This window comes from Paraburkholderia aspalathi (genome assembly GCF_900116445.1).
GTDB lineage: Bacteria > Pseudomonadota > Gammaproteobacteria > Burkholderiales > Burkholderiaceae > Paraburkholderia > Paraburkholderia aspalathi.
This window is the reverse complement of record NZ_FPBH01000005.1, coordinates 48,997-72,655: the sequence shown is the minus strand read 5'-3', so window position 1 is coordinate 72,655 and position 23,659 is coordinate 48,997. Positions and strand designations below refer to the sequence as shown.

Below are 23,659 nucleotides of genomic sequence, written 5' to 3'. Positions count from 1 at the left end.
ATTCCACCTTGCGCGCAGTTCCTGATGGAATATAGCGGCCCCGCCGTACGTTTATTCGGGGTGTCGACGCTAGAAATGATGCATGGCGCTCTGCGCGACATTCCATCATCACGCGGCATCCGCTTGGGGGAAGTTTGAAACGAACCATGAACGACCATGGAGACCGAACGAGGCGAGGCCTGGGCGACCCGGATTTGCGGCCGCTATCGGCGTTTGCCGACGATGAACTGTCCGCCAGGGAGCACGAGACCACGCTCGTTCGACTGACGACCAACCCTCGGGCGGCCGAGCGCGTGGCGAACTACCGCGCGCAAAAAGCCGCGCTGACAGCACTGTTCGGAGAACCGCACGACGATGCGCGCTGTATCGTCGTGCGCCACCGTACGTCATGGTGGCAACAGGCCGGTGTGGCGGCATCGTGCGTGGCGATGGGCGTGGCGCTCGGCTCAGTACCAGGCTGGATGTCGACGAATATCGCGGCTGATTCACCCGTGTTCGCGAAGCGCGCCGACATCGCTTTCGCGGTGTACGCGCCTGAGCAACGCCACCCCGTAGAAGTAGCGGCGCCGCAACGCGATCAACTGGTCGACTGGCTGTCACGGCGCCTCGGTCAGCGCTTGTCGGTGCCTTCGCTTCGGGAATACGGCTTTTCGCTGATTGGCGGCCGCTTGCTGCCCGGCGAATCCGGCCCTGCCGCGCAGTTCATGTATCAGAACACGGCCGGCGCCCGGCTCACGATGTACGTTGCAGGGGTTCCAAAGGACGCGACGGCGTTCCGCCTGTTTCGTGACGGTAATCGCAGCACGTTCTACTGGGAGAGTCAGGGGACGGGATGCGCGCTGACTGGCCTCGTCTCAGAGGTGCAATTGCGATCCATGGCGGTCGACGCATGCAGCATGCTCGGGCGGGCGTTCAGAAGCCGTGAAACCAGCGGCGGTTTGAACCCATGATGTTTTGCGGAGCGCGTATTTCCGACCACCCAGCAAGCCGAAGCTCGGTGCTTGCCGCAGGTTGGCAGGCAACCGTGCGGACCTTGCTGTGCGCGTTCGCGTTGACATGCCTGTTTGTCTCAACGGACATTCACGCCCAATCTAATAGCCCGATTGCACTGGCTTCATCTCGTACGTCGGCGGGATGCGCCGATGTCGCCACGTCGGATACCGTGAGTTTGGATGTCAATCGGTTTCGGTGTCTCGCGGCTCGCGATCAGGCGGCTTCGTTGCGAACGTGGATTGAAAGCCGCTCGCTTCTGCCCCTCACCGACGCTCAGATCCTTTCGCTAATGGATGCAATGAAGCCGGATGCCTTCGTCGAGTACGCGAGGTCCGACATGGTTCCCGGCGACGCCTGCGAATACAGGATGTTCCGCCAGGAGCGGATATCCGGAAGATGGTCCGATCGGCCCGATCACATGGTTGTCCGCTACCAGGACACCCCTCGAAAAGTCTACGCAAAATGGCTACCCGACGGCGCCCATGCAGGACAGGAGATTCTCTACGACGAAACAAGGGATCCTGATAGCATCGTCGCCCATCTGGGCGGCGCGCTGCGTATCGTCTCGGGCAAGGTCGCCGTCGACGGCGCGTTCGCGCACACCCAGTCCCGCCATAGTGTCCGCGATCTCGGCCTGCAGTACATTGCGCGCACCATCGAGCACGATGCCCATAGCTTTCGTGAAGAAGGCCTGACTGAAAAACCGACCCGCATCGAACTCATGAACGTGCACGGCGCACGCTTCCTTGCATGGACATGGACGGCACCGTCGGGGCCGCCAGCGCATTATGCGCAGCGCGTGAGACTGCTATTCGATCTGCAGCACTCCTGGCCCAGTGGTGAAGCTGCATGGAACGAACGCGGCGACCAGGTGGAGATGATCCGTTTCGAAGACGTCGTCCCTCACCACTGGAGCGATTCGATTTTCGACCGACGTAACCCAGAGTACGGTTTCCATTGATCTAAAGAATCGGTCACGCATGCCGTTATGCAGGTGCATTGTGCGTGGACGAGGCCCCACGTCAACAATCGCGCGCTCAAGCCGTTGTCCGCAGAATATTCGGCGAGCGCGCGGCCGCACCAGGCCAATAAAAATAGATACTGAGAGACCCGCATGAAACAGCCAGACGAGTTGTTGCACACGGTTTACGTGAAGGCCGACAGGCTCATGCTCGTTGTCGTATGGGCCCTGTTCGCGATCTCCTGCTTGTTGGCGATACGCGACTACAACTTGCGCGCCGTACTGTGGGTCGGATTGCCTACCGTCGTGATCGCCTCGACGCTAACTTACTGGCGCGCAGGCGCACTCGTGACGCGTCTCTTCCTCGCGGCCAGTCTGATGACATTCGCTGCGTTGCAGATTCATCAGGTGCACGGTCTGACTGAATTGCACTTTGGCGTCTTTGTGCTGATGTCGTTCCTGCTGGCCTATCGGGACTGGCGACCGATTCTCTGCGCCGCCGGCGTCATCGCGGTGCACCACTTCTCGTTCAACTATCTCCAGCTTGCCGGATTGGACGTCTATTGCTTCACCGAGCCCGCGTGGTCGACCGTGCTGACGCATGCAGCCTATGTAGTCGTCCAGGCCGGGTTGCTGATTTTCATTGCATGGCATATGAAAGCCGATGCACAGACGGGCCGGGAGCTGGCCGTTCTTGGCGAAAACCTTTCACAGCAAGAGGGCAAATTCGACCTGCGTCTTCCGCCGATGAAGCTCAACGGTACCAGCAGCCGCACCTTCAAGGACACACTCAACGCCATCCACGACGCGATGCGAGGCATCACCACGACGATCGACCAGATGGCTGTTTCATCGGACGACATCGCTTCCGAAAACCACACCTTGTCGCAGCAATTCAGCACGCAAGCTGAAACGCTCAACGCGACCAACACGGCGATGGAGCAGATCGCGCAACGGGTGAGGGAAAGCGCGGAACATGCGGCATCGGCAAACAGCCTCGCGCGGCAAACTTCAGCCGCGGCACGGCAAAGCGAACAGGTTGTCAGCGAAGTCGTCGATAAGATGACTGAGATTAATGACGCCGTGCATCGAATGGGCGACATGATCACGATGATCGAGAGCATTGCGTTTCAGACAAATCTTCTCGCGCTCAATGCGTCGGTCGAAGCGGCCCGTGCGGGCAGCCACGGGCGGGGTTTCTCGGTGGTGGCCGAGGAGGTTCGTACCCTTGCGCATCGGAGCGCGAGCGCTGCGCGTGAAATCAAAGGCCTGATTGGCGATTCTTTACAGCGTGTCGAGCACGGCTCGACGCTCGCGACACGCGCCGGCACGGCCATGCAACACGTTGTCGGCAATGTGGGAGACGTGGCCAAGTTGATCGAGCACATCAGCGCGTCGAGTGAGGCCCAGAGCCACGATGTCGATCGGTTCAGTCAAGGCATGGGCGAAATGGACGCGATGCTGGTGCGCGATGTCGAACACGTGAAGGGCGTCGCTTCGGCGTCGGCGAGTTTGCGGGAGAAAGCGCGGACTTTGCGTGAGGCAATGTCGATATTCCTTGTCGAGCACGACGTGAACTGATCCTGAAAGCGGGCACAACTGCTGCGCGGCCGTGCGATTTCGAAAGCGGTAGCAGGCGGGACACGGCACTATTAGCTCTCGCGCGGCGTGCCGGATCGAGCGCTACGGCGGATCGCATTCTGGCCGCGCGTTGTGTCCTCGAACGGTCTGCGTCAACTACTGATACGCGGCGTCCGCAGGAAACGCATGGATTCCACGTACAGCGACCTCTCGTCGCGCCGATCAAGGAGAAGCGAGATGCCTAAAGCGTTTTCGGTCCCTATCACTCCGCAAGGAAAGTCCGCACTGGCGACGCTGCCGCCGTGGCACTATTCCAGCGACTGTATCGCCATTGAATACTGGACCGATCAGAAAGCGATCGCGGCGCTCCTCCCGCCGGGCGTCACGGTGGACGAGAAATCCGGCGGCCGGGCCTTCTTCTGGTTTCTGGATTGGCAGTTCACGGGTTCCAATGACGAGGTGACGGACCCGGCCCGCTATCAATACCGCGAGGCTTTCGTTCTGGTCGAGGCGGTCTTCGACGGTGTTCCGGTCAACTACTGCCCCTACATCTTCGTCGATAACGACGCCGCCATCGCCCGCGGATGGGCGCAGGGCTTTCCAAAGAAGCTCGCCAGCGTCTACCAGACTCGCAGTTTCTCCGCGCCCAGTCTGGCAGCGGCGCCGCTTGCTAAAGGAAGCCGCTTCGGCGCGAGTGTGTCAGCGCATGGAGAGCGGTTGGCGACCGCCCGCATCCAGCTCGAGGAACCTGTTGCTGACCCGACGACCGTGTTCAACCGGCCAACAACAATGCGCCGTTACTTTCCTCAACTCGCCGCGGGACTTCAGGAGAAGCCGCCGGTCGATGAATTGACTATGTCGCTCACGGATAATCTTGCGATCGTGGATGTCTGGACCGGGTCGGCGGAGCTGAAGATTCCCGAAGTCGCCGGTGAGGATATGAACCTGATTGCGCCCGTGCGCGTCGGCCGGGGCTATCGGCTCGGTATGGCGTACTCCGTGACCGACCTGCGCATTCTGAAGAACTACGTCGAGTGATCGTCTGGGTGCCCCTATGCGTTGGCAGAGGGTCCGGTTACGAGAGGCGCTTTCTTCGATGCGAGCGCCCGTGAAACATCAGTCCTGGAGTCGCTCTCATGCCGCTCTACACCTTGACTACTCAGAACGGCGCACTTAGCAGTGACGCCAAGGCCAAGCTCGCGATGGAACTGACTAACCTGCATTCCGAATTCGCGGGCGTGCCGAAAAACTGGGTGCATATTGTGTTTCAGGACTATGCGCCGGGCAGCGGGTTCACCGCCGGAGAACCGGCGGCAACTGCCGCGCTAACGCTTTTGATGCGGGCCGGGCGGCCACCTGAGTACAAGCGGGAACTGATACAACGTCTTTGGAAACTGTTTCAGACCGCGACGGGAGCGCCCGATGACCAGATTGTCATCGGCATTCAGGACGTACCGGCCAGTCAGGCGATGGAGATGGGGCAGGTCATGCCGGACGTCGCGAACGAATAGGGTGGGGGGCGCTACTCGTCGTTGCCTGCGACTTCCGCACCGGCGATGTGATGCCGCGCCAATGACGCCGCGACGAAGCCCGACGTCTTCATATCTTCAACGAACTTCGACAGATACGTGGCCGCTTCATCGCCCTTGGCCTTTGGCACACCCATCGCCTGACGGATCACCATGAAGCGCTGGTCCAGTAACCGCAATCCGCTGGCTTTAGCGGCGTCTTTCTCGAGCTGTTGCTTGACGCCTGCAGCCACGTCCAGATGCTGATCCAGAAATCCCTGCACAACCGCCGGTGAAGTTGGAATCCGGACGATTGTCGCGTGATGGAGTTCGCGCGTCAGAAACAGATCGTAGGCGCTACCCTTGCCAACTGCGACGGTCACGCCGGGTTGATCGACACCCTCGTTAGTCGTGATCGGCGAGGTGTCGCGCACGAGATAAAAGCCCTCGATCAGCACGTACGGTTTGGTGAAGGCGATTTCCTGTCCGCGCTTCGGATCGACGGCGAAGAACCCGATGTCTGCCTTGTCCTGATTCACGTTGTCAACCGATTCACCCGCCGACTTGACCGCGATCAGTTGCAGCGGTACGCCCAGTCGTTTGGCGAGCTCGGTAGCGAGATCGACAGACACGCCGACCGGTTTGCCCGTTGCCGGATCAAGATTTGCCAGAATCGGATTGCCGAGATTGATCGACGCGCGCAGCGTGCCGCTCGGCGCGAACACGCTTGCCATCGATGCGCCGGCGTCTTTCGTTTGCGCGACAGCGGGCGTGGGAACGGGCACGGACAAGACCGCACTTGACGCCATCAAGGCCGCCAATGTTTTGACCATGCCGTTACGGCGTTTTGCGATTGAAGGCTTTGTCATCTTGGGGTGCCCTTGATTAGCGTGCCAGAGCGATATTATCCGGGCATTTGGCGAAGCGCGTGCGCCGGCAACATATCCCTACGTCGTGATTCACCACTGCATGCCGCATCTTTTCGAGGGAATGTTCTACAGATTTGCCTCGCCCTCTGCATCCCGGATTTTATCTGCGCGACTACCATTCACGCTTTTGTGCCGCGCGCGGCGCGTTCCTACCACCGGGTTTTCGCATGAGCCTACTAATTCGTTTGCTGCTTTTGTTAATCACCAGTCGTGGCCGGAGCCGGCTGCAGGTGCTCGACACGTGTGTCACGCCGTTTCGAGTGTGGCTCAATGACCTCGATGTCTTGCTCCATATGAACAACGGCCGCTACTTTACGATCCTCGATCTGGCGCGCGTCGATCTGATGATGCGTAGTGGTCTGTGGCGGCAATTGAAGGCACAAGGTTGGTACCCTGTCGTCACGCTGGAAACGATGCGTTTTCATCGGTCGCTCGAGCTTGGCGACCGCTATAATGTCCAGACTCGCGTTATCGGTTGGGATGAGAAGCACATTTTCATCGAGCAAGGGTTCGTGCGTGATGACGTGCGGGTTGCATTGGCCGTTGTGCGAGCACGGTTCCTGAAGCGAAGTGGCGGTGTTGTGACGACTGCCGAGTTGCTGGAACTGTCGGAGATTACGCAGCCGTCGCCGGAGTTGCCCGGATGGGTTGCGAGGTGGAGTGAGGCCGAAGGAGGGATGGCGCTTACGTAGTCTTCTTTTTGTGGGCAGAGGTGGAGGCCGTCACACGACGGCGGCTACCCACGATCCTGTTCGATCGCCCGCGCGACTCGAGCCATCATCAGCTTGACCACGCGTGCGATCCAGTACGCGTAAAGCGTCAAGGTGCGACCGCAGGTGCGTTGGTAGGCTTTTGACCATTCGCCTTCTGCTGGGCATTCTGCAGATTCTGCGGATAGTTCGTTTGATCTCCCGCCGGGTTATACCCGTTCTTTTCCAGCTTACTGAGCTCGGCATTTTTCTTCGCGCGGCGCGCCTTGCGGTCGGCCTTCTTTTGCGCCTTCATCTCCTGCTTCGACATAGCACTATCGGAGGCGCCGGCATCGCTTGTCGCTGCATGAGCTTGCAACGTCGGAAGTGAGAGGAGACTCAAAGCCATACCTGCTGAAACAACAAAAACAGACAGTTGCTTGAACTTCATACGTATCTCCGTATGGGTGCGTTAGGCGGCGTGAGACTGCTCACGGTCCATTTGGGTTGGTTCCTGAGAAGAACGTGTCTCTTCGCATGGGGAACGCTCGAACCGTAATCGATGAGACGTCGACAGGGATACAGGGGTTAACCGCGAGGAGGCGAGGAGGCATAACGCTGAAAGGCTCTTGCGCACTTGCTCTAACGCGGATTTTCCCTGATTTCACGAAAGAGATTCCCCTTTCTGCTCTTTGTTCGAGTGGATGGGGAATATACACTCGGGCAAAAATACAAGCGCAGTTCAGGAGACGTGCCCCACGGAAGTTATTACCCTCCGCCTAAGCCTTACTCCAGTGCTTGTTTTTTCTTCTCATTTCCTTCCTTGCGAGCGTCTCTGAGACTCCACGTCCTTCAGGCGTGTCGCATTTGATCAACGATTGACGGGCGCCGGGAAAGATGTGATCTCCTGCTGTATCAGGGGAAGTACGTAGTACAACTATATTAACGGAGATAGCAATGAAGAAACTTCTGTTCGGCATGTTCGCATTGTCTGCGACGGCAACCGCGATGGCTCAGAGCAGCGTCACGTTATACGGCATCGTGGACAACGGTATCGCATACGAGACCAATCAACCGAAGGGGCATGTATTCGGTGCGCAAAGTGGAGGCTGGGCGCAATCGAGATTTGGTCTCAAAGGCAGTGAGGACCTCGGCGGCGGCACTCATGCAATTTTCACGCTCGAGTCCCGACTGAATACCATGACCGGGGCTTTCGCGAACGGAAGTTTCTTCGAGGGGCAGGCGACCGTAGGCCTGCAGAATGACACCTGGGGGCAAATCAAGTTCGGCAACATGGGTTCGGCTGAGATAAGTCAATACTCGGGCGACGTCGACCCCCAGCAAACAAAGAAGTATGCGATTGGAACGCTGGTACGCGGCCGCATCTTTTCGCAGGCAGCGAACGGCGCGGAGTACCTGTCGCCGACGATTGGCGGCTTTACCCTGCAAGGCCAGTATGATTTGACGAATTCGTCGACGTGGAACGCGGGAAATCCTGGAAGCGCACCTGGTCAACTCGGTACTTCTAGCGGACTCGGAAGCTCGCAGGGGCGCTCGGATGGTATCAAACTCTCTTACGCGAACAAGGGCCTTTTCTGGCAGGCGACCTATGACGAGGTTCGCGACGGAAACGGCCAATTCAGCAACGTGTACCTTGCTTCCCGCTCGATTCTCACGGGCTTGACGTACGCATTCGGTCCTGTGACTGGATACATTGGCTACCAGCATCTGAGCGCTCCGAACGCATCGAATGCGGGCTATTTCGGCACGGCGACCCCGTCAGCGTTGCCGGCAGGAACGAGCCTCCCGACAGCCGTTAATCATGAGTGGATTGGCGCGATCTGGCAAACGACGCCTGCGCTTGCTATCACTGGCGCCGTCTATCACGCGAATGCAAACAACGGGAATGGGAACGCAACCCTCTACACGTTGGGGGCGAACTATTCGCTGTCCAAGCGAACGCTCCTGTACACGGAACTGGCGTATGTGAGAAACAGCTCGTCGTCTAACATCGGCCTCGACAGTGGTCTGTATGGCGCGAATATCAACAACGACCCCGTCAACGGGAGCACCTCGAGCACCAACCCCAACTATGGCAAAAGCCAGTTTGGCGTTATTGCAGGGTTGGCGACGAAGTTCTGATGCTGTCGAGAGGTCCGGGTGACGATTGATTCCCGGACCTATCAGGAACACGAGTGGTCGATTCAATCGCGGAAACGACTGGCGATGTGGTCCGGAATGTTTTCTGGCGTCACGACCACGACCGAAGAAGATGACGCGACAGAGGATGCTGGCAGGAGCTTGTGGAAGTGCATGACGTGATGACACGCGGAGCGCATGTCCTGTCGGAGATCATGATGCAGGATGGCCTGAATCCTTCCAGTGCGTAGAAGCTGCACATTATCCTTGTCCAGATCGTGGCCGATGAAGCAGACCGGAGCTTGCTGCTGCGCTTCCAGCGCGCGAAGAATCGCGACATTACCCCCGCCCATGGAGTACACGGCAGCGATACAAGTACCATCGTTGAGAACGCTTCGGACTCGCTCTTCAGTCGGCAAATCAAGGCCGTGTCCGCCGCTTGCATCAATCAGCCTGAGTTGGGGGTGATGCTTGCGCAATGCTCGACGAAAGCTTATCTCGCGCTCCTCCTCGCCCCGAAAATGCTCGTCGCTCATCGTTATCAACACATTAGCCGCCTGGGGGCCCAGCAAAAGGCCCAGAAGGTAGGCCGCCGTGGCCCCAGCGACGCGATTGTCGAGTCCGGCGTAGGCGATGCGTCCCGACAGCGGTATGTCGGTGAAGACGGTGACGACGGGAATGCCGTGATGCTGGAGTTCGCGGACCACCTCGGCAATCTCGGGAACGTCGCGGGCTTTCAGAAAAACACCATGGCTGCCTCTGCGGGCGATAGATCGAAGAGCATCCACGACTTCGGGCGTCGTCATCGTCTCCCGCAACAGGAAGCGCGGACGAACAACCGCCGGGTGCATCAACGCGAGTTCCGCTTCGAGCGCATTCTTTATCTCGTCGCTGAACCGCGCTGGTGCTTCCACTACCACGTCGACCATGAGCTTGCGCCCCGTGGTCGCCAGGTTTAGCTCCTGTTTCTCAAGTTCTTTTATCGCCTGCTCAACCCGATTGCGAGTGTGCTCCCGGACGTTCGCGCGTCCGTTCAGCACCCTATCAACAGTTGCCACTCCAAGCCCTGCCTGAAGGGCAATTTCCTTGATCAAGAAGCGGTGAGCCAATCCGACCCTCCATCGTTGATAGTTTTTTGATGTGTTTCTGATAATTCGATCTGTGCTTTGCGAGCTATCCTACATCGAATATAGGAGGCACGTATGGACGACCGACGCGGAGACTATCGCGCTGAGCGAACCAACTGGTATCGCGAAAGCGACTGCAGCTTGAGCGATTTCGTGAGAGCGCTCAACGCGACAGGGGAGCGCGGGCTACGCTACGCGACAAAGTCGGTTCAAGCGATTCCTGTATACGAATGCCGTGAGCTGGAAGAAGTGCGCTCGTCTGAAACGGAAAGGCTTCAGCTACTGTCGGAGTGGGCCGAAGTCCTGCGAGATGGAGCGGGCGTCTTTGTGCTCAAGCGCGCTTTTGACGACACCGGGTGCGTGGATGAGGCGACGGCCATCTTCGAATCGATTATTGAAGCCGAGAAGAAATCGGGCTCGAAGGCTGACCATTTCGCGAAAGCAGGCGCAAACGATCGTATCTGGAACGCACAGGAAAAACTCTGCCTTGCGGCACCTGATGTCTTCGCCAGATACTTTTCGAACCCTTGGCTGCCGGCGGCCGCCGAGGCATGGCTTGGCCCGTGCTTTCAGGTTACGTCGCAGGTCAATGTTGTCAGACCCGGCGGCGAGGCACAGCAAGCCCATCGTGACTACCATCTGGGCTTCCAGACGGCTGAGATGGCGGCGTCTTTTCCAGCGCACGTGCATAGGATGTCGCCTTTTCTCACGCTGCAAGGGGCTGTTGCGCACAGCGACATGCCAGTTGAGAGCGGTCCGACCAAACTCCTGCCTTACTCGCAGCGATACGCTCAAGGCTATGTGGCTTGGCGTAGATCTGATTTCCGCGAGTATTTCGAGAACAACTTCGTTCAGGTGCCGCTTGCCAAGGGCGATGCCATCTTCTTCAATCCGGCGCTATTTCACGCAGCCGGGTCGAATCGAACGAGCCACGTTCAGCGCATGGCAAACCTGCTTCAAATCTCGTCGGCTTATGGTCGGGCGATGGAAGCCGTGGATCGAACGCGCATGTCCGAGACTCTCTACCCAGTCCTTCGGGACAGATTTAAGACCGGCAAGATAAGCGGGCTCGAGGTCCTTTCAGTCATTGCCTCGTGCGCCGAAGGCTATGCGTTCCCGACAAACCTTGACAGGGATCCGCCCGCCGGGGGACTCGCGCCGGAGAGCCAAGGCCAGATGATGCTCCGAGCGCTTCGGGAGGACTGGGGGCCGGTCGAGTTTGCGCGAGCCCTCGCGAAGCATGCCTGGCGTCAAGGGCATGGCGAATCCACTGAACTGATAGATTATTGATGTGTTTTTGTGACTAAAAGATAGAGCTACAGCACTATCATGATGCCGACGCGACACACGAAATGACTCAGCGAAGTCGCGCGTGCTCCCGTATCCGGCTCGGATGTGGGCGAACGAGGCGTAATGGTGCAAGGGCATGGATCAGTTCAAGGAACTACAACTATTCGTCGAGGTGGCCGAGACGGGCAGCATCAGCCGTGCTGCGGAAGCTGTCGAGCTTTCCATCTCGGCCGCAAGTCGGTATTTGATTTCGTTGGAGGCGAGACTTGGCGTCCAACTGGTGCGCAGGACGACTCGCAACCTTTACCTGACTGAGGCGGGCGCCGAGTTTCATCGACGTTGCAAATCCATCCTCGCCGATCTTGGCGAAGCAGAGGCTGTCACCAAGGAAGCGGTTGTGCGGCCAAGCGGGATCCTTCGCGTCACCGCCTCGTTATCGTTCTGCATGCTTCACATCGCGCCGATGCTTCCTGATTTCACGGCGCGCTACCCCGACATTACAGTGGACGTGGTAGCGGCTAACCGTTACTGCGACATCATCGAGAACGGCATCGACGTCGCGATTCGTACGAAAGTCCTTGAGCCAGATAGCAACATAACCATTAGAAGACTGGCTTCGACACGCCGCATATTGGCCGCATCGCCCGGCTACATCGAGGCGAACGGACGCCCTCGCTTCCCGGCGGAGCTCGCGAAGCACAGACTGCTGAACTATCAACTCGCCGACAATCCACGCGAGCTTTCTTTCACACGTGGTGGCGAGAACGTCGTGGTCAAAGTGAAGCCGTTAGTGGAGTCGAATGACGGCCAAATATTGCGCATCGCCGCGCTAGACGGCATGGGCATTCTGGTGCAGCCCAAATACATCATCTACGACGATCTCGAAGCAGGCCGACTTGTCCCGGTGCTCGACGACTGGGACCTTCCCCGCCTGACGATGAACATCGCGTTTCAGACTCGCTCCCACCTACCTGTAAAGGTGCGACTGTTCATTGACGCGCTTGTGGCGCGGTTCCACCAGAACGAATACGAACGTCATTGGACAGCGTGAGCTTGCGCTCATCGCATTTGGGGTTTCTTCCCACTCAGCGCGAAAGACTTTCCCTTTCTAGCTCTGTTTTGCCAGTCACGACGAATATAGACTCGTCTCAAAGCTACAGAAGAGATTGATGGAGACACGCAATGCAAAGCGCAACCTCTGCAGTTCCGCCCGCATCGCCTTATTTCGATGAGGCTCGCTCGGCCGAAGTCGTCAACGCCCGTATGAGCGAAGATGCCGACGCTCGCCTGCGTCAGGTGATGTCCGTTCTGGTCAAGCATCTTCATGCTGCGGTCAAGGAAATTGAGCCGACGCATGAGGAATGGTTCACCGCCATTCGCTTCCTGACCGAGACGGGTCAAATGTGCACGGACTGGCGGCAAGAGTACATCCTGCTCTCCGACGTTCTGGGCGTCTCGATGCTCGTTGATGCAATCAATCATCGTCGTCCGAGCGGTGCTACGCCGAACACGATTCTGGGTCCCTTCTACGTCGCCAACGCACCTGAATATCCGAACGGCGCGAACATCTGCCTGGACGGAAAGGGCGAGCTCATGGTTGTTGAAGGCCGGGTTGCCGATATCAATGGAAACCCGATTCCTGACGCGAAGCTCGAGGTGTGGCAGACCAACGACGACGGCTTCTATGACGTGCAGCAGAAAGGCATTCAGCCTGACTCAAATCTTCGCGGCGTTTTTACGTCGGATGCTGAGGGCCGCTATTGGTTCAAGTCTGTCAAGCCGCGTCACTATCCGATTCCTTCGGACGGTCCGGTTGGCAAGCTCCTCGCCGCAATAGGCCGACACCCTAACCGAGCCGCTCATCTGCACTTCATCGTGACCGCGCCTGGCTTTGACCCGGTCATCACTCACATTTTTACGCCCGACTGTCCGTATCTCCCCGAAGACGCGGTCTTCGGCGTCAAGCGTGAACTCATCGCTGAATTCAACAAGATTGACGACGCGGAAGCTGCTAAACGCGTCGGGGTCTTATCGCCGTTTTGGTCTGTGTCGTGGGACTTCACCCTCGCGACGTCCACAAAGCCCACGCGGGCAATCCCGTAATCGTTTGGTGCGCGGGAGCGTGCCGCCAAAAAAACTGATGACATTGAGAGATACAGGAGTACTACCTATGAGCGCGAAGAAAGAACTGCTGGCTGCGTACTGGACACTCGCTGGCGACGTCTATCCGTGTGCACCGAACGAAATCAGCCCGTTCCCGCTGCGCGATCGCTGCGAAGCAGCTTCGCGTGCCGGCTGGAGCGGTATCGGCCTCATTCTCGATGATCTCGAGTACAGCATCGGGAAGTACGGCGTGTCCGGCGTCAAGAAGATTCTGGACGACACGGGTATGAAGTACTTCGAGCTCGAGATCCTCATGGACTGGTACTTCGACGGCGAGGTGCGTGCCAAGTCGGACGATTGCCGTCGCCGTTTCATCGAACTGGGCGGCGAACTGGGCATGCGCAATCTGAAAATCGGCGCGAGTCCGTTCGACAAGAATCCGGCCGACTTCCCCCGCATGACCGACGAATTCGGGAAGCTTTGCCAGGACGTGGCGATGGTTGACGCCACGGTTGCAATCGAGTTCATGCCTTTCTCTCCCATTCGAAACATCGCGGAAGCGCTGCAGGTTGCTCAAGGCGCAAACCAACCCAATGGCGGCCTGATGGTTGACCACTGGCACGTCGCACGCGGCGGTAGCCCCTATAGCGAAGTCGCCCAGATCCCCGCGCGCTTCATCAAGGGCGTGGAGATGGATGACGTCGGCGCGCAGGTCAAGGGATCGTTGTTCGACGACTCGACCTTTAACCGCCAGCTTTGTGGCGAAGGTGCAGGTGACTGCCCCGCCTTCGTCGATGCCCTTGAACAAGCAGGCTGCACGCTGCCGTACTACGGCGTGGAACTCATCTCCGAGGTGCACCGGAAATTTCCGCTCGACGAGATGGCAAAGCGCGCTTACGACACCACCATCGCCCAGTTCTCGGCAAAAGCCGCGACTTCCGCCTGAAGCTTTCGACCTTAACCGACAACGTATTTCTGGAGACTCACATGATTCGAATCGCCGTACTCGGCGCCGGCCGCATTGGTCGCATTCACGCCGGCAACGTCGCCGCGAGCCCGAACGCAAAACTGGTCGTGGTGGCAGACCCCGTTGAAAGTGCGGCTAAGTCGCTGGCTAGCCGTTTGGGCTGCGAGGCCTCGACGGACGCGGCAGCCGTCCTCGAGCGCAACGACATCGACGCAGTGGTCATCGGTACGCCGACGGATACGCACATCACGTTCATGCTCGAAGCCGTCAAGCGCGGCAAGGCTGTTCTGTGCGAGAAGCCTATCGACCTCGACATGGAGAAGTCGCTAGCCGCGGCAAACGAAGTCGAGCGACTGGGCGGTCGCGTCATGCTCGCGTTCAATCGACGTTTCGACCCGACATCGCAAGCCTTCCGCAAAGCGATCGACGCAGGCGACGTCGGCGAAGTGCGCCAGGTCATCATTTCGAGCCGTGACCCGGGCATGCCTCCGCGTGACTATGTCGAACACTCAGGCGGCATCTTCCGCGACATGGTGATCCACGACCTGGACATGGCTCGCTGGCTGCTCGGCGAAGAACCGGTCGAGGTAATGGCCATGGCCAGCCGTCTCGTCGACGAGTCGCTTGAGAAGCTGACTGACTTCGATACGGTGATGGTGCAGTTGCGGACAGCTTCGGGCAAGCAATGCCACATCAACTGCTGTCGCGAAGCGGTGTACGGCTACGACCAGCGCATGGAAGTGTCGGGTTCGAAGGGAATGCTCCTGCAAGAAAATCTGCGTCCTTCGACGATTCGACGCTGGTCCAAGGAAGCGACTGATGTCCGCGAGCCGCTGCTCAACTTCTTCCTCGAGCGCTACGAGGCTGCATACAAGGCCGAACTTGAAGCCTTCGTCGACGCACTGAACGCCAATTCGCCTTTGCCGACCTCCGTTCAGGATGGGCTGAAGGCGCTGCGTCTGGCGGACTGCGCGCTCGAGTCGGCGTTGTCGGGCAAAACCGTCAAGGTGTAACGGGAAATCTGGAGGAGATAAGTCATGACGCGAAAGATCGGTCCCAACGAAACGCTCGGCGTAGCATGTCTTGGCATCACTCACCCCCATACGTCGGGGCGGGTCAAGGCAATCCAGCGTCGCACCGACGCAAAGATGCTCGGCGCGTGGGACAAAAGCCCGCTGCTCACACCGTTCGTCGACGCGCTCGGTCTTGAGGCGCGCTCGAAGGAAGACATCCTGGCGGACGAGAATGTTCATGTCGTGCTCGTCCACTCCAAGAGCGAGAAGATGGCCGATCTGACCATTGAAGCGCTCGAAGCGGGCAAGGCAGTGTTGTGCGAGAAACCTGCTGGCCGCAGTTCCGTCGACGCCAAGCGCATCGTCGAGGCTGTGGAGCGTACCGGCGGACTCGTGCAAGTCGGCTATTGCTGGCGTTTCGCACCATCGGTCGATGCCATGCAGGCGGCACTCAAGAGCGGACGCCTCGGCAAAGTCGTTCAGGTGCGCGCCCACGGCGGCTGCTCGCACGACGAGGCCGGAACGCCGCATATGACCCAGCCAGGCGATATTGGCGGCGCGGTATTCGTTATTGGATGTCACCTGGTGGACCGCATCCTTCTGCACTTCGGCTTGCCCCGCTCGGTCAACGCGCGTATCACGAAGTTTCCGAACTTCCACGGTGACGAATCGCGTGAAGACGCAGCAGGCGCGGTCCTGAACTACGAAGACAAGATTGTCACGGTCGACTTCATGTCGTGGGACGTCCTGCCGTGGACCGAGAGCTGGGACATCACCGCCTACGGAACGGAAGGCATTATGTCTTCCCGCTCGCTGCCCGCGAGTTACAAGATTTATGACGCGGGCAAGGGTGACCATCCGGAGGGCTGGACCGAGTGGCAAGAGACCAGCTTCCCGGAAATCTGGGCAACAAAAAAGACGGAGTATTCGCCCGATATCGCCGAAATCGGCAACCCGGTGTACTTCGACCGGGAGTCGAACGCGTTCTTCGACGCGTTGCGCAACGGCACGCAGTCGGTTGTGCCGGCTACGCAGGCGTACAACATTAGCCGTGTCATCGAGGCCATGTTTGCTTCGTCCAAAGAAGCGGGTGCAGAGGTCTTTATCGGTTGAGCGTTTGAATGGCTGACGTCTTCGGGCGTCGGCCTGGGATTCCGTACTTCATAAACCGGCAACACAAATACGCATTCCTAAATAGGAGACGAAGTCATGAAAATTCTGAAGAGTGTCGCGGTCATCCTGGCTGCTTCGGCAGCTTTCTCGGCCATGTCTGGCGCTGCTTTCGCCCAGGATAAGGGTGTTATTGGCATTTCGCTGCCCGACAAGACGGAATCCCGCTGGATTACCGATGGTAAAAGCATGGTCGATGCACTGAAGGCGAAAGGCTATTCGGCCGACCTGCAGTACGCAAACTACGACGTTCCGACGCAGGTGAACCAGGTCGAGAACATGCTTGCGAAGGGTGTCAAAGCACTGGTCATCGCACCGATCGACGGCAAGACCTTTTCTGACGCTCTGGCGCTCGCGCAGAAGAAAGGCATCAAGGTCATCTCGTACGACCGTCTGATTAGCCAGACCAAGGATGTCGACTACTACGCAACCTTCGACAACTATGGCGTGGGCGTTCTTCAAGGGCAGAGCATCGTCAGCGCTTGGCAGAAGGCCGGCAGCAAAACCCCGTTCAACATCGAAGTGTTCGGTGGTTCATCGGACGATAACAACGCCCATATGGTCTACGCGGGCGGTATGTCAGTTATCAAACCGTACATTGACAGCGGCAAATTCGTGGTTCGGAGCAAGCAGATTGCCTTCGATAAAGTCGCGACGCGCAATTGGGATGGCGCGACGGCTCAGGCCCGGATGGACAACCTGCTGAGCGCTTTCTACGGCAAGGACCACCTCGACGCGGTCTGGACGCCCAATGACGCAATCGCAGTTGGCGTTATCTCGTCGCTTAAGGGCATCGGATACGGTTCGGCCCAGCAAACCATGCCCGTTGTCACTGGCCAGGACGCAGACATCCAGAACGTCAAGAACATTGTTCGCGGCGACCAGACCTCGACCGTGTTCAAGGACACTCGCAAGCTTGCGGGCGTGACCGCCGAAATGGTCGACAACGCGCTGAGCGGCAAGCAGGTGCCTGTCAACGACACGAAGAGCTACAACAACGGAACGAAGATCGTTCCGACTTATCTCGTGAAGCCAATCCTCGTCGACAAGGCCAATTACCAGTCGGAGTTGGTGACCAGCGGTTACTACACGCAGGCCCAAATCAAGTAAGGCATCTGAACGTCCGCGTGGCGGGACGCCCACCAGCGCCTCGCTTCACGCAGACACGCTCGCGAGCGTGACCAATCAGAGGAATTTGACCATGGATACCATTCTGGAGATGCGCGGAATTCAGAAAAGCTTTGGCGCTGTCAAAGCCCTGAATAACGTCAATCTGAAGGTCCGTCAGGGCGAGATTCACGCCATTTGCGGAGAAAACGGCGCGGGAAAATCGACCCTGATGAAGATCCTCAGTGGGGTCTATCCGCACGGCTCCTATTCTGGCGACGTCCTTTACGACGGTCAGGAGCGGGCATTCGCCGATATTTCCGACAGCGAGGCAGTCGGAATCATCATCATTCACCAGGAGCTAGCCCTCGTACCGATGCTCTCGATTACCGAGAACATCTATCTGGGTAACGAGCAGTCGAAGCGCGGTGTCATCGATTGGCAGGTGTCGCGCGCGAAGGCGAAGGCGCTGCTGGCGAAGGTCGGCCTCACGGACTCGCCAGATTCGCCGGTCGGCACGCTCGGGATTGGCAAGCAGCAACTCATCGAGATTGCAAAGGCGCTATCTAAAGAGGTTCGCCTGTTGATTCTCGACGAGCCTACCGCAAGCCTGAATGAAAAAGACAGCGACACACTGCTTAGTCTTCTGCTCGAACTCAAGTCGCGTGGTGTGACGTCAATCATCATTTCGCACAAGCTGAATGAGATTTCGCGTGTCGCGGATGGAATCACCGTGATCCGTGACGGCTCGACGGTCGACGCCCTCGACTGCAAAGCCGAGAGCGTGAGCGAAGACCGCATCATCAAGGCGATGGTCGGCCGCGAGATGTCTGACCGGTACCCACCACGTACGCCGAACATCGGCGAAGTCATTTTTGAAGTGAAGGATTGGCGTGTCCAGCATCCCACGCAGAGGGACCGTGCCGTCATCAAAGGCGTCAATCTGGAAGCGCGCAAGGGCGAAATCGTTGGCATCGCAGGGCTGATGGGTTCCGGGCGTACGGAGCTCGCCATGAGCGTCTTCGGTGGCACCTATGGTCAGGACATCACGGGCCAGGTGCTGATGCACGGAAAGCAGGTCGACGTTTCATCGGTACAGAAGGCCATCAAGGCGGGCATCGCTTACGTGACAGAAGACCGGAAAGGCAACGGTCTGCTCCTTGACGACAACATCAAGCGAAACATCACGCTGGCGAACCTGATCGGAGTGTCGAGATTCGGCGTCGTCGACGAGCACGAGGAGATAAAGGTTGCGACCGATTTTCTAAAGAAGCTCCGGATCCGTGCTCAAGGCGTTACCCACGTCGTTGGCAACCTGTCGGGTGGCAACCAGCAGAAGGTGGTGCTGAGCAAGTGGCTGTTCTCTGAACCCGAGGTACTGATTCTCGACGAGCCCACGCGAGGCATCGATGTGGGAGCGAAGTACGAGATTTATAACATCATCAATCAGGTGGTCGCGGCAGGTAAGTGTGTGGTCATGATTTCCTCGGAAATGCCCGAACTGCTTGGTATGTGTGACCGCGTGTACGTCATGAACGAAGGCCGGTTTGTCGGCGAATTCACCTCAGAAGAAGTCTCGCAGGAAAAGATTATGCGGGCGATTATGCGAAACGGAGGCATCGAAAATGCGTAAGGCACTCTCTCCAGTGGTCGCCGAAGGCGCCGAGGTTAAGAAAAGCGAAGTTTTGGGTGTGGTGAAGCGTATTGGCAGCGAGTACGGACTGCTCATTTCGCTCGTCATCATCATGGCCTTCTTCCAGGTCTCGACGAGCGGCGTACTGATGCAACCGCTCAATCTGACCAATCTGGTGCTTCAGAACAGCTACATCGTCATCATGGCCCTTGGTATGCTGATGGTGATTGTTTCAGGCCACATCGACTTGTCTGTCGGTTCAACGGCCGGTTTGGTGGGCGCGTTGGCAGCAGTTTTGATGGTGCAGTTCGAGGTCAACTACATCTGGGCAACCATCATCTGTATCCTGGCCGGCGCGCTGATTGGCGCCTTGCAAGGCTACTGGATTGCGTTCTGGCGGATGCCTTCGTTCATCGTGACGCTGGCCGGCATGCTGGTTTTCCGTGGCATGACAAACCTCGTTCTGCAAGGCCAGTCCATCGGCCCGTTCCCTGATGCATTCGGCGCCGTGAGCTCGGGTTTCATCCCTGACCTTTTTCACGGACAGACGCTTCACATCACTTCGATTGTCCTCGGCGCGTTTGTCGGTGCGCTTTTCTTCGCGATTGAGCTTCGGCATCGCGCCGGCGCGGCGAAACATGGTGTCGAGAGTGGCTCATTCTCGATGTTCGTGGCGAAGAATCTCGTCCTGACGGCACTGATTGTGTTCTTCTGCTACCTGCTTGCATCCTATCGTGGCCTGCCTACCGTGCTCGTCATCATGGCTGTGCTGATTGGCGTGTACACGTTCATCATGAATCGCACCACGATCGGTCGACGTATCTACGCGGTTGGTGGCAATGCAAAGGCAGCGAGATTGTCGGGTGTCAGCGTTCCGGCAGTGAGCTTCCTGACCTTTGTGAACATGGGTGTCCTTGCTGCGCTGGCAGGTCTGATTTTCGCCGCACGTCTGAATAGTGGAACGCCGAAGGCTGGCACGGGATTCGAGCTCGACGTCATCGCAGCGTGTTTCATCGGCGGCGCTTCCGCCTCCGGCGGTGTCGGGAAGGTCGTCGGAGCAGTTGTGGGCGCCTTTATCATGGGCGTGATGAACAACGGCATGTCCATTATGGGCATCGGCGTGGATTATCAGCAGGTTATCAAAGGCATCGTTCTGCTCGCGGCCGTGTTCGTCGACGTGTATAACAAGAACAAAGCGTAACTACTTTCCTATGGCAGACCGGATTTAGAACTCAGCGGGGCCTGGTGCGTGGCGAGGCCCCACTGACATGCATACTTGAGTCATGAGATTGCATCTCGAACATTTGGCCTGGTAATAAGCAACACTAATGGAATCGAATATGGTCAAGCATATCGTGATGTGGAACGTTCGCGGTGAGACTCCCGAGCAAAAGAAGGAATCCGCTGTGCTCGTAAAGACTGCGTTCGAGAGTCTGAGCGGAAAGATTCCCGGACTTACCAGGCTGGAGGTCGGGCTGGATGTAAGCGCCGTGGATTACGCCTGCGATGTGGTCTTGTACACAGAGTTCGAAAGCCAGGAGTCGCTCGACGCGTATGCGTCGCATCCTGAGCATCTGCGAGTGAAGCAGATCGTGGGTGACATTCGTATCGCTCGCCACCAGGTCGACTACGTCTAAGCGAGCCGTACCGTTTGACCACACAGGGAGCTAATCTCATGTATGAGTTTACCTATACCACGCAGGCGTCGAGAGTCGTATTCGGCGCTGGAAGCATGAAGCTGATTCAACAGGAAGTGGAGACGTTGGGTGCTCGCCGGGCGCTTGTTCTTTGCACGCCCGAGCAAAAGGCCCAGGCTGAAGTGGTTTCGTCTCTTCTTGGACCTGCGAGCGCAGGCGTGTTCGACGGCGCCCAGATGCATGTTCCTATCGAGAACGCTCGCCGCGCGCGCGAACACGCGAAGTCAGTCGACGCAGACTGCGCAGTGGCTATTGGCGGCGGTTCGACGATTGGACTCGGCAAGGCGATTGCGCTCGAATCTTCGTTGCCGATTATCGCAATACCTACGACGTATGCCGGGTCGGAGATGACTCCCATCTACGGCATAACTGAAAACGGCCTGAAGAAAACCGGTCGCGATGTCAAAGTCATCCCCAAGACGGTCCTGTACGACCCGGAGTTGACCATCGGGCTCCCGGTCCGTCTCTCGATTGTCAGCGGCCTCAACGCTATCGCTCATGCTGCCGAGGGGCTGTACGCACAGGACGGAAACCCCGTCATGTCGCTCATGGCGGAGGAGGGTATTCGCTCACTTGCCAACGGCCTGCGTGGCGTGAAGAAGAACAGCAAGGACAAAGCGGCGCGCAGCGAGTGCCTCTATGGTGCGTGGCTGTGCGGAATGGTGCTCGGCAATGTTGGCATGGCGCTTCATCACAAGCTGTGCCACACCTTGGGTGGAACATTTAACCTCCCTCATGCTGAGACGCACGCAATCGTTCTGCCGCATTCTCTCGCTTATAACAGTACCGTTGCGGATGAGGCGATGGGCCGAATCGCCAGGGCGTTGAACGTTGACTCAGCGCCAGATGGTCTTTACCAGCTCAACGAGGAACTTGGCGTTCCGCGAGGGCTTCGCGAGATTGGGTTGGGCGAAGCCGACCTTGATCACGCCTGCAAGGTGGCATTGTCGAATCCATACTGGAATCCGCGGCCGATTGAGGAGGAGCCGCTTAGAGCACTGCTACAGCGTGCCTGGGAGGGCGCTCGTCCGTCCGTGTAGCCTTTGGAAAGGGGCGCCCAAAGGAGGTCCGCCGGAACGAGCCTTCGATCTGGCGGTAGCGAACTTGCCGGCAGCTTAGGACTGCGCGTTGCGGCCCTAAGCTGGTCGACCCGCTACTGGAAACTCGAGTGCCTTCACCCCTTGCGGAATACCGGCGCTCCCCACGGCGCGCCGATCGTGCCGCCGTCGACAACGATCTCAGCCGCCGTGATTCCCGAAGCATCATCGGACGCGAGGAACAGCACGGCCTTGGCAACTTCTTCAGGTTCCGCGAGGCGAGCCATCGGAATGCCCGGTGCCAACGCTTCTTCGGTCGCGTCGAGCGTTGCGCCGGCCCGTGCGCCGCGCGTCCAGATCGGTGTGCGTGTTCCGCCGGGAATCACGGTGTTGACGCGAATGCCACGCCGCACGAGTTCGGACGCAAACACCTTCGCCATGCCGGTGACGCCCGCCTTCGTTGCGGAATAAGCGGCCGATCCGGGCGAGCCCAGTTCGCGCATCACGGAACCGTTCAAGACGATCGAGCCTCCGGCGCTCATCAGCGGCAGAGCCGCTTGAACCGTGAGAAAAACACCGGTGAGATTGGTACGAAGAATCGCTTCAAATGCAGCAGCGGTCGTGCCGCCGAGCGGCGTCGGACCGGAGATTCCGGCGTTGGCGAACACGATGTCGAGCGACCCGAAGGCTGCCTGGATCTGTTTGAAGGTCGACTCGATCGCGCTTTCATCGTCGAGATTGGCCTGAATGCCAAGCGCGTTTTCGCCGAGCTCGGATACGGCCTGATCCAGTTTGGCGCGATCGCGGCCGGTGATGGCAACACGGGCGCCTTCAGCAATCAAAAGCTTCGCTGTCGTAAAGCCAATGCCGCTGTTGCCGCCAGTGACGAGCGCTGTCTTTCCAGTAAAACGCATTTCCTTCTCCTATGTATTACGCCGCGAGATCACGTCCCAAGTCGCACGTGCTGGCGGAGCAAAAACTTCGCAAAATCTCTATTAAGCAGCGCAGGATTGCCGCTGCATCCAAGCTGGCATGAACGTCCTCAACATCTCATTCTGTATGTTGATCATCATGCAGAAATTCAGTATTATGCTCATCATGCAGTTTGTCAAGCGTGATGAGGCGGAAAAATGGGTTATTCGCAGGCACAAAAGGCTGAGAGCAGGCAGCGGGTTCTGGAGAACGCGTCACGGCAGATTCGCGAAAACGGCATCGAGGCGCTCGGCGTCGCCGAGTGCATGCGCAGCGCGGGGCTGACGCACGGTGCGTTTTATGGCCATTTTTCGTCGCGTGATGCGTTGATCCTGGAGGCGCTCGAGCACGCGGTGAGTCAGAGCGAGAAGCGCATGGCTTCTATCGCAAGCGGTGCGGCAAGGCGTGGGGAAACGCCTCTGCAGGCTATTGCCGAAGCTTTCCTCAATGAGCGTCACGTGAAGAATCCCGGCAATGGATGTGCGCTGTGTGCGCTCGCCGGGGAGGCGCGGCATGCAAATCCGGATGTCAGGGAACAGCTCACGGATTACGTGCGCAAACTGGCGTCACGAATAGCGCACGCTATATCCAGTGATAGCAAAGAGGCTGGCTTAGGTATCGTCGCGACCATCGTGGGGGCCATTACGCTTGCGCGCGCCGTTGACGACGACAAACTGGCGAAATCGATTCTCTCCGAGTCGCTCGCTCTGGTTATGAGTCGCGACTCATCGCCGGTTAGCTGA

23 protein-coding genes are annotated in these 23,659 nt (G+C 58.4%); 19 read left to right on the top strand and 4 right to left on the bottom strand.

What is annotated here, in order from left to right; genetic code table 11:
• Positions 1-146: 146 nt before the first annotated feature.
• The 5 genes from BM438_RS10065 (at position 147) to BM438_RS10045 (ending at position 5,046) form a co-directional block, all read left to right on the top strand.
• Positions 147-950 carry an anti-sigma factor family protein gene (locus tag BM438_RS10065; protein ID WP_093634142.1) on the top strand — a complete coding sequence of 268 codons (804 nt, stop codon included), beginning with the start codon at positions 147-149 and terminating at the stop codon, positions 948-950.
• 47 nt (positions 951-997) lie between these two features.
• Positions 998-1,954: a DUF1571 domain-containing protein gene (locus tag BM438_RS10060; RefSeq protein ID WP_167378362.1), complete on the top strand. Its 957-nt coding sequence runs from the start codon at positions 998-1,000 to the stop codon at positions 1,952-1,954.
• 153 nt (positions 1,955-2,107) lie between these two features.
• Positions 2,108-3,535 (top strand): methyl-accepting chemotaxis protein, encoded by a 1,428-nt coding sequence (locus BM438_RS10055; protein WP_093634140.1) that lies wholly within the window; start codon positions 2,108-2,110, stop codon positions 3,533-3,535.
• 237 nt (positions 3,536-3,772) lie between these two features.
• The gene (locus BM438_RS10050; RefSeq protein WP_093634139.1) at positions 3,773-4,573 is read left to right on the top strand and encodes an acetoacetate decarboxylase family protein; all 801 of its coding nucleotides are present in this window, start codon (positions 3,773-3,775) and stop codon (positions 4,571-4,573) included.
• A gap of 98 nt (positions 4,574-4,671) precedes the next feature.
• Positions 4,672-5,046, top strand: a complete 375-nt coding sequence (locus BM438_RS10045) for a tautomerase family protein (protein ID WP_093634138.1) — start codon at positions 4,672-4,674, stop codon at positions 5,044-5,046.
• 11 nt (positions 5,047-5,057) lie between these two features.
• Here BM438_RS10045 and BM438_RS10040 read toward each other — a convergent pair whose 3' ends face one another.
• Positions 5,058-5,777 carry an ABC transporter substrate-binding protein gene (locus BM438_RS10040; RefSeq protein ID WP_244179350.1) on the bottom strand — a complete coding sequence of 240 codons (720 nt, stop codon included), beginning with the start codon at positions 5,775-5,777 and terminating at the stop codon, positions 5,058-5,060.
• A gap of 362 nt (positions 5,778-6,139) precedes the next feature.
• Here BM438_RS10040 and BM438_RS10035 point away from each other — a divergent pair, with 362 nt between their 5' ends.
• On the top strand, positions 6,140-6,664 hold the full coding sequence (locus BM438_RS10035) for a thioesterase family protein (RefSeq protein ID WP_093634136.1): 525 nt from the start codon (positions 6,140-6,142) through the stop codon (positions 6,662-6,664).
• A gap of 127 nt (positions 6,665-6,791) precedes the next feature.
• On the opposite strand, the gene BM438_RS10030 is transcribed toward BM438_RS10035, so the two are convergent.
• The gene (locus tag BM438_RS10030) at positions 6,792-7,112 is read right to left on the bottom strand and encodes a DUF4148 domain-containing protein (protein WP_093634135.1); all 321 of its coding nucleotides are present in this window, start codon (positions 7,110-7,112) and stop codon (positions 6,792-6,794) included.
• Positions 7,113-7,618: 506 nt separating this feature from the next.
• On the opposite strand from BM438_RS10030, the gene BM438_RS10025 reads away from it, so the two are divergent.
• A complete protein-coding gene (locus tag BM438_RS10025) occupies positions 7,619-8,803 on the top strand; it encodes a porin (protein ID WP_093634134.1) in 1,185 nt (394 codons plus the stop codon).
• Between the two features lie 62 nt (positions 8,804-8,865).
• Here the strand turns inward: BM438_RS10025 and BM438_RS10020 are convergent, their stop codons facing one another.
• On the bottom strand, positions 8,866-9,909 hold the full coding sequence (locus BM438_RS10020; RefSeq protein ID WP_054033920.1) for a LacI family DNA-binding transcriptional regulator: 1,044 nt from the start codon (positions 9,907-9,909) through the stop codon (positions 8,866-8,868).
• Positions 9,910-10,002: 93 nt separating this feature from the next.
• Between BM438_RS10020 and BM438_RS10015 the strand changes: the two genes are divergently transcribed.
• The 11 genes from BM438_RS10015 (at position 10,003) to BM438_RS09965 (ending at position 21,947) form a co-directional block, all read left to right on the top strand.
• Positions 10,003-11,217, top strand: a complete 1,215-nt coding sequence (locus BM438_RS10015) for a phytanoyl-CoA dioxygenase family protein (RefSeq protein ID WP_093634133.1) — start codon at positions 10,003-10,005, stop codon at positions 11,215-11,217.
• Between the two features lie 136 nt (positions 11,218-11,353).
• The gene (locus BM438_RS10010; RefSeq protein WP_093634132.1) at positions 11,354-12,268 is read left to right on the top strand and encodes a LysR family transcriptional regulator; all 915 of its coding nucleotides are present in this window, start codon (positions 11,354-11,356) and stop codon (positions 12,266-12,268) included.
• A 131-nt stretch (positions 12,269-12,399) separates the two neighbouring features.
• Entirely contained in the window at positions 12,400-13,320 is a 921-nt protein-coding gene (locus BM438_RS10005) for an intradiol ring-cleavage dioxygenase (protein WP_093634131.1), read from the top strand.
• Positions 13,321-13,387: 67 nt separating this feature from the next.
• On the top strand, positions 13,388-14,266 hold the full coding sequence (locus BM438_RS10000) for a sugar phosphate isomerase/epimerase family protein (RefSeq protein WP_093634130.1): 879 nt from the start codon (positions 13,388-13,390) through the stop codon (positions 14,264-14,266).
• Between the two features lie 41 nt (positions 14,267-14,307).
• Complete coding sequence (gene iolG, locus BM438_RS09995) at positions 14,308-15,300, top strand: inositol 2-dehydrogenase (protein WP_093634129.1); 993 nt, start codon at positions 14,308-14,310, stop codon at positions 15,298-15,300.
• A gap of 24 nt (positions 15,301-15,324) precedes the next feature.
• Positions 15,325-16,413, top strand: a complete 1,089-nt coding sequence (locus BM438_RS09990) for a Gfo/Idh/MocA family protein (RefSeq protein ID WP_093634128.1) — start codon at positions 15,325-15,327, stop codon at positions 16,411-16,413.
• Between the two features lie 96 nt (positions 16,414-16,509).
• Positions 16,510-17,580: a multiple monosaccharide ABC transporter substrate-binding protein gene (gene chvE / locus BM438_RS09985; RefSeq protein ID WP_093634127.1), complete on the top strand. Its 1,071-nt coding sequence runs from the start codon at positions 16,510-16,512 to the stop codon at positions 17,578-17,580.
• A gap of 91 nt (positions 17,581-17,671) precedes the next feature.
• Positions 17,672-19,210 carry a multiple monosaccharide ABC transporter ATP-binding protein gene (gene mmsA, locus BM438_RS09980; protein WP_093634126.1) on the top strand — a complete coding sequence of 513 codons (1,539 nt, stop codon included), beginning with the start codon at positions 17,672-17,674 and terminating at the stop codon, positions 19,208-19,210.
• Positions 19,203-20,411 carry a multiple monosaccharide ABC transporter permease gene (mmsB, locus tag BM438_RS09975; protein ID WP_093634125.1) on the top strand — a complete coding sequence of 403 codons (1,209 nt, stop codon included), beginning with the start codon at positions 19,203-19,205 and terminating at the stop codon, positions 20,409-20,411. The genes mmsA and mmsB overlap by 8 nt, the downstream gene beginning before the upstream one ends.
• A gap of 139 nt (positions 20,412-20,550) precedes the next feature.
• Positions 20,551-20,847, top strand: a complete 297-nt coding sequence (locus tag BM438_RS09970; protein ID WP_093634124.1) for a Dabb family protein — start codon at positions 20,551-20,553, stop codon at positions 20,845-20,847.
• Between the two features lie 38 nt (positions 20,848-20,885).
• A complete protein-coding gene (locus BM438_RS09965; protein ID WP_054033903.1) occupies positions 20,886-21,947 on the top strand; it encodes a maleylacetate reductase in 1,062 nt (353 codons plus the stop codon).
• A 134-nt stretch (positions 21,948-22,081) separates the two neighbouring features.
• Here the strand turns inward: BM438_RS09965 and BM438_RS09960 are convergent, their stop codons facing one another.
• Positions 22,082-22,858 (bottom strand): SDR family NAD(P)-dependent oxidoreductase, encoded by a 777-nt coding sequence (locus BM438_RS09960; RefSeq protein WP_093634123.1) that lies wholly within the window; start codon positions 22,856-22,858, stop codon positions 22,082-22,084.
• A 216-nt stretch (positions 22,859-23,074) separates the two neighbouring features.
• Here BM438_RS09960 and BM438_RS09955 point away from each other — a divergent pair, with 216 nt between their 5' ends.
• Positions 23,075-23,659 (top strand): TetR/AcrR family transcriptional regulator, encoded by a 585-nt coding sequence (locus tag BM438_RS09955; RefSeq protein ID WP_093634122.1) that lies wholly within the window; start codon positions 23,075-23,077, stop codon positions 23,657-23,659.